Below are 6,730 nucleotides of genomic sequence, written 5' to 3'. Positions count from 1 at the left end.
ATGACACAAGTGATTTAGTTGAGGGTAAGATCAGAGCAACGATCATTAACTCATTTGAATCAGGTGTAAAAGATGTTGAGAAGAAGATCGAAGAATTCGGTCTAGATTCATCTGTAGAGCTTCAACAAGAAATTATTGAGGATCTTAGAGGTCTTGAGCTTTTAGTGAAAGAACTTTAATAGGTCTCTCTTTTTCTTGAGTATCATGTTATAGAAAAGGCATGAGCACTGATTCAAAAGATCAAATTTATATGAAAAGGGCCATTGATTTGGCCCTTTTTGGTTTAGGGACTGTTTCCCCTAATCCACTCGTTGGCGCTGTCGTTGTAAAGAACGGGATTATTCTTGGTGAGGGTTATCATGAGAAATATGGTGGACCACATGCAGAAGTTAATGCCATAAAAAATGCAACTGAAAGCGTAGAGGGTGCAACACTTTACTGTTCATTGGAACCTTGTTGTCACACAAATAAGCAAACCCCGCCTTGTACTAATTTAATTTTAGCTTCAAAAATTAAGCGAGTTGTAATTTCCAATTTGGATCCTAATCCATTTGTTGCAGGTAAAGGTGTAAAAATCCTTCAAGAGGCCGGGATTGAAGTCGTGACAGGTGTACTTGAGAATGAGGGTGCAAAAGTTAACGAGGTGTTTTTTAAATATATAAAAACGGGATTGCCGTTTATAAATATTAAATTTGCCCAAACTCTAGATGGAAAAATTGCTACAAAAAGTGGTGATTCGAAATGGATTAGTGATGAAGATGCTCGCAGAGAAGTTCACCACTTACGTTTAAAATATGATGCTGTCATGATTGGTAAAGCGACACTATTAAACGACGATGCAAAATTAAATATTAGAATGGGTATTGATTCAAAGGGAAAGGTTCCCTATAGAATTGTGGTAGGAAGCTTAAAGGGTCTAAATACCGATCTTCAAATTTTAAGTGATGAACACACAGAAAAGACAATTCTAGTAACAAGTATAGAAGATTATCAAGATGCTCCTTCGCATATCGTCGAACATATTAAAAATAAATCTATCAAGGTTGTATTTGCAGGACTTAAGGCCAAGAGTTACGACTTTGACGAAGCACTTAAAAAATTAGGTGAAATGAAGATCACTTCTATTCTTGTTGAGGGTGGTTCTAAGTTGATTTCATCTTTAATCAATAATAATAAATATGACAAAATAACGTCTTTCATTTGTCCAAAGATTATTGGAAACGGTATCAGCTTTTATGAAGATAGTTCTCGTTCTTTAATGAGTGAATCTATAAGACTTGAAAATGTTTCTTACCAAGTTATCAATGAACAAATTGTTTTAACTGGCTACCCTCCAGCAAAAGGGAGTGTTTAATGTTTACAGGTTTAGTAAAAGATATCGGGAAAATAAGAGCTATTACGGCCAATGCAGAGGGAAAACTCTTTACGATCGAGTCAAAGGCATTGATCAAAGATATCGAAATTGACGATTCTGTATCTGTGAATGGAGCATGTCAAACGGCGGTTAAAATTAATGGAGATTGTTTTACAGTACAAGCTGTCCATACAACTCTTCAAAAAACGACTCTTGGTAACTTACGAGTTGGTGACAATGTAAATCTTGAACTAGCAATGAGATTATCAGACCGTCTAGGTGGCCACATTGTTCAAGGGCATGTAAATGATGTTGGGACAATTATCTCAATTGATAGTCGTGGCAATAATTATACTGTTCGAATTCAAGTTGGAATCGACCAGATGAAATATATTGTTAAGGAAGGGTCTATTACAATTGATGGAATTTCGTTAACAGTTTCAGATGTGGATAAGGAAGGTCGTATTTTTACAGTATCGATAATTCCCCATACTTGGATGAATACGGTTTTGAAAAATAGATATAACGGAAGCTTAGTTAATATAGAAGTTGATATCCTAGGAAAATATATTGAAAGTTTACTAGGTATTAAACAATCTGGGCCGGCCATCATGAGTGATGAATGGTTTAGATCGAAAGGTTATTAAATGAACATTTTTGACAAGATTGAAGACGCTATCGAAGAGATTCGCAAAGGTAATATGATTATCGTTGTTGATGATGAAGATAGAGAAAATGAAGGTGACTTCATTATGGCAGCAGATAGATGTATGCCTCATCATATTAATTTTATGGCAACTCATGGACGTGGATTAATTTGCACTCCAATCACCGCTAAAAGGGCCGAGGAACTTGATCTTCCATTAATGGTTCAAAAAAATAATGAACTTCACCACACTGCTTTCACTGTTTCTATCGATCATAAAGATACTGGAACAGGTATTTCATGTAGTGATCGTTCTTTAACAATTTTATCTCTTACAAGACAAGAAACGACTCCTTCTGATTTATTAAGACCGGGACATATCTTTCCATTGATCGCTCGTGATGGTGGTGTTTTAGAAAGAAATGGTCATACAGAGGCCGCAGTTGATCTTGCAAGAATGGCCGGGTGTTACCCAGCAGGCGTTATTTGTGAAATTATGGATGAAGATGGTTCAATGGCAAAGCGTGATAGTCTTCATAAAATGGCGCAAAGATTCGGCCTGAAATTTATCACTATTAAGGATTTGATTGATTATAAAAGAAAAGCTATAGAGCTATTAAATAATAAAGAACTAAATGACGGAGAAGATATATGCCAAACTATTTAGAAGGTAATTTAAACGCTGAAGGTAAAAAATTTGCAATCGTTGCAGGACGTTTTAATGAGTTCATTACAGGTAAACTTGTAGATGGTGCTCTAGACTGTATCAAGAGACACCAAGGTGATATGGATAAAGTAGATATTGCTTGGGTTCCTGGTGCTTTTGAAATTCCATTGATGGCAAAAAAGTTAGTTGAAACAAAAAAATATGATGCTGTAATCAGCCTTGGTGCTGTTATTAGAGGATCAACTCCACACTTTGATTATGTATCAAGTGAAGTTGCTAAAGGTGTATCTAGAGTATCACTTGATGCTGGCGTTCCTGTTATCTTTGGTGTTCTTACGACAGATACTATTGAACAGGCAATTGAAAGAGCTGGTACTAAGGCCGGAAATAAAGGCTGGGAAGCTGCTTTAACAGCAATTGAAATGAGTTCACTACTTGGTAGTATGAAATAATTAAAAGGCTCCGCAAGGAGCCTTTTTTATTGTGTCAAAGCGTATAGAAAAATCGACGATGAGCATGCGGCGTTTAAATGAGCAACATGTTCATTGATTGGAATTCTTAAAATTGTATCAGCAGTCTTTTTTACAATCTCATCAATCCCATGACCTTCACTTCCAATTATTACGGCCGCTTTTTTGGGAAATTTGAACCCAGGAAGATCAAGAGCACCCTCTTCATTAGCAGTAGCAAAAATTTGGTAACCATTACTCTGAAGAGTCTTTAATGTCCCAACTAGATTATCAGTGGAATGTACTTTTACATTAAATATATTTCCCATAGATACGCGAACACATCGGCGTAAATATGGTGAGCATGTTTTAAAGTCATGCAAGATAGAGTTAACATTGAATGCAGCAGCGTTTCTTACCATAGTCCCTACATTTTCTGGTGATGTAAGACCATTAAGAATAAGAATTCTATCATCTAGTTCATCTATATTTACATGACTAGGTCTATGGGTAAGGGCCATTACACCATGGTGAAGATTGAATCCGACAATCGACTCCATGACTTCTTTGGTTCCTGTATAAAGTTCGCAATTTTTACTACTGATGAGGTCAGTATATTTTTGAAAAAACTCTTCATTAATAAACAATTTCAGAACAGGTTTTTCGCTTTTTAAAAGCTTTAAAACAACCTTTTCACTTTCAGCAATTAACAGGTTGCGGGCATTTAAAGTATTGTCTTTTAGGCCTTTGAATTCTTCAATTCTTTGGTCGTTGATATCTGTAATAACTTCTAAATTCATTTCAGTACTTTCTTTAAAAATTTAGCCGTGTAACTTCCCTTCACTTTTGCAACTTGCTCAGGAGTTCCCTCGGCGACGATTGTTCCACCGTTTTTACCACCATCTGGCCCAAGGTCAATAATATAATCAGCTGTTTTTATAACATCGAGATTGTGCTCAATAATTACAACAGAATTATTATTTTCAACTAACGAGTGAATGGCCTTAAGAAGAATTTTGATATCTTCAAAATGAAGACCTGTAGTTGGCTCATCTAAGACGTAAAGAGTGTGACCTTTTGTCGTTTTCGCAAGCTCACGTGCAAGTTTAAGCCTTTGGGCCTCTCCCCCACTTAGTGTTGTCGCAGGTTGACCAAGTTTCATATAACCTAGACCAACATCATTTAATGTTCCAAGAACTCTGGCGAGATTATTGTGATTTTTGAAAAAATCATAGGCCTCTTCAATGGTCATTTGAAGAACATCAGCGATATTTTTACCTTTATATAAAATTGATAAAGTTTCTTTGTTATAGCGTGAACCGTTACATTCACTACAAGTGATGTACACGTCTGGTAAAAAGTGCATTTCTATTTTTTTAACACCATTTCCTTCACATTCTTCACAACGCCCACCTTTCACATTGAAACTGAAGCGACCTTGTTTATAACCCCTAACTTGTGAATCTGGAGTTTTAGAAAAAAGTAATCTGATATTATCAAATAGTCCTGTATATGTTGCAGGGTTTGAATGAGGTGTACGACCAATTGGGCTTTGATCGAGTTCAATAACTGTCTTGATATCTTCTAGTCCAGTTACAGATTGATAGTTATTTTTTTTATAGAGAAGCTTATTTTTACCTGCAAGATTGTATTTAACAGCAGGTACAAGAACTTGATGTAATAGAGTTGATTTACCAGAGCCACTAACTCCGGTTAAACAAACGACGCCACCTAGAGGTAGTTTTACATTGAGTTTTGAAATATTATTTTCTGAAGCACCCTTCAGGGTTATAAACTTATCTAACTGCTTTCTTTGTGCAGGAACAACAATAGAATCTCTACCAGTTAGGTAGCGTGCGGTAATTGATTCTTTTGACTTTAAAACATCTTTAATTGGTCCTGCTGTAACAATAGAACCACCATGAACACCGGCGCCTGGACCCATATCGATAATATAATCAGCTGCATTCATTGTATCTTCATCGTGCTCTACAACTAAGACAGTGTTTCCAAGATTTCTAAGCTCTTTTAATGTTTCAATTAGTTTTTCATTATCTTTTTGGTGTAGACCAATACTAGGTTCATCAAGAACATAGAGTACACCTGAAAGAGCTGAACCAATTTGAGTGGCCAAACGAATTCGTTGGCTCTCTCCACCAGAAAGTGTTGATGCCCCTCTTTCAAGGCTTAAGTAGCCAAGTCCAACATTGTTTAAAAAAGTTAAGCGATCGAGAATTTCTTTTAAAAGTTTCTCAGAGATGATCTTTTTATCTCCACTTAACTTAATTTTTTTAACAGCAAGAAGACAATCTTCGATACTTAGAGATGTGAGTGCAATGATGTCATGGCCATCTATTTTAGTAGAAAGGGCATATTTATTAAGTCTTTGTCCTTTACAATCAGGACATTTTTTAATTTTCATGAACTCTTCAAGTTCAATTCGAACTTTATCAGAGTTTGTCTCTAAAAACTTTTTTTCCAACCAAGAAGGAATTCCTGGAAATGGTTTTGAAAATTCAAAATTAGAATTCTCTGATCTAAAAGAATATTTATAAACTTTGTCAGATCCTTCAAAAAGTAGATTATAGAATTTTTTTGGAAGCTTATTCAGTGGTTTAGAAAGATCCACTTTCTCAACTTCTGCAATACTCTCAACCATTTTATAGAGGAACATATTCTTCTTTTTTAGTGGCGTAATAGCACCATCTAAAATAGATAAATTTTCATCAAGAACCATTAAATCTTGGTCAAATGTTTTAGTCTCTCCAATACCGTTACAACAAGGACAAGCACCTATTGGAGAATTGAATGAAAAGAGTCTTGGCTCTAGATCTGGGAGTAATTCTCCAGTCTTTGGAGATACGTTCTTTTCGGAAAAAGATAGCTCTTTTTCATCAGCAAGTACGATAAGAGCTCCATTTCCGAGTTTAAGAGCATATTCAACAGAATCAGTGAGACGCTTTTCAACATCGGAGCGTACAAGCATACGATCAATTACAATTTTGAAATTGTATTCCTTAGTCTTATTGAATTTTAAATCATCTGAAAGCTCTACAACTTCTTTTTCTAAAATACACTTATTGAAACCCATCGTGATGAATTTCTTAATATGAAGCTCTAGTTCTTTTCCTTTACCACTAAATACGGGTGCGACAATCTGTAGCTTTGTTTTTTCTTTTAGAGCGAGTAAGCTTTTTACAATTTGTGTCGGTGTATAAGTCTTTATTTCAACACCAGTGTCAGGACAATACATGGTTCCAGCTCTAGCAAAAAGAACACGCATATAATCATAAATTTCAGTTGTTGTTCCAACTGTTGATCTAGGGTTACGTGAACTTGTTTTTTGGTCAATAGCAATAGATGGCGATAAGCCAATAATTGATTCGACATCAGGCTGTTGATATTGGCCAAGAAACTGTCGTGCATAGGAAGACAAACTTTCAATATATCGTCTTTGCCCTTCTACATAAATGGTATCAAAAGCAAGTGAGCTTTTACCTGAACCAGATGGGCCCGTAACTACAGTAAGAGAATTTCTTGGAATAGTAACAGAGACATTCTTTAGATTGTGAACATTTGCATTAGTAACAATGATATTCTCATTATTAGACATA

5 protein-coding genes and 1 pseudogene are annotated in these 6,730 nt (G+C 35.6%); 4 read left to right on the top strand and 2 right to left on the bottom strand.

What is annotated here, in order from left to right:
- The first annotated feature begins 220 nt into the window (after window positions 1-220).
- The 4 genes and pseudogenes from ribD to ribE all read left to right on the top strand — a co-directional run bounded on the left by ribD (window position 221) and on the right by ribE (window position 3,119).
- Window positions 221-1,354 (top strand): bifunctional diaminohydroxyphosphoribosylaminopyrimidine deaminase/5-amino-6-(5-phosphoribosylamino)uracil reductase RibD, encoded by a 1,134-nt coding sequence (gene ribD / locus M899_RS09560; protein ID WP_021271215.1) that lies wholly within the window; start codon window positions 221-223, stop codon window positions 1,352-1,354.
- Window positions 1,354-2,001, top strand: coding sequence for a riboflavin synthase (locus M899_RS09555; RefSeq protein WP_021271219.1), 648 nt, complete (start codon window positions 1,354-1,356; stop codon window positions 1,999-2,001). The genes ribD and M899_RS09555 overlap by 1 nt, the downstream gene beginning before the upstream one ends.
- Window positions 2,002-2,619: pseudogene (ribB, locus tag M899_RS09550) on the top strand (3,4-dihydroxy-2-butanone-4-phosphate synthase); the annotation flags it as partial. It lies immediately after the preceding gene.
- Window positions 2,620-2,651: 32 nt separating this feature from the next.
- Window positions 2,652-3,119: a 6,7-dimethyl-8-ribityllumazine synthase gene (ribE, locus tag M899_RS09545; protein WP_021271236.1), complete on the top strand. Its 468-nt coding sequence runs from the start codon at window positions 2,652-2,654 to the stop codon at window positions 3,117-3,119.
- Between the two features lie 26 nt (window positions 3,120-3,145).
- Here ribE and M899_RS09540 read toward each other — a convergent pair whose 3' ends face one another.
- Window positions 3,146-3,916: a TrmH family RNA methyltransferase gene (locus M899_RS09540; RefSeq protein ID WP_021271208.1), complete on the bottom strand. Its 771-nt coding sequence runs from the start codon at window positions 3,914-3,916 to the stop codon at window positions 3,146-3,148.
- Window positions 3,913-6,729, bottom strand: a complete 2,817-nt coding sequence (gene uvrA / locus M899_RS09535; RefSeq protein ID WP_021271217.1) for an excinuclease ABC subunit UvrA — start codon at window positions 6,727-6,729, stop codon at window positions 3,913-3,915. Before uvrA ends, M899_RS09540 begins: the two co-directional genes overlap by 4 nt.
- Between the last annotated feature and the right edge of the window lies 1 nt (window position 6,730).

It is taken from the genome of Bacteriovorax sp. BSW11_IV (genome assembly GCF_000447755.1).
GTDB lineage: Bacteria > Bdellovibrionota > Bacteriovoracia > Bacteriovoracales > Bacteriovoracaceae > BSW11-IV.
Note: the sequence above shows the minus strand (reverse complement) of the source record. Positions and strands in the feature narration are given on the sequence as shown.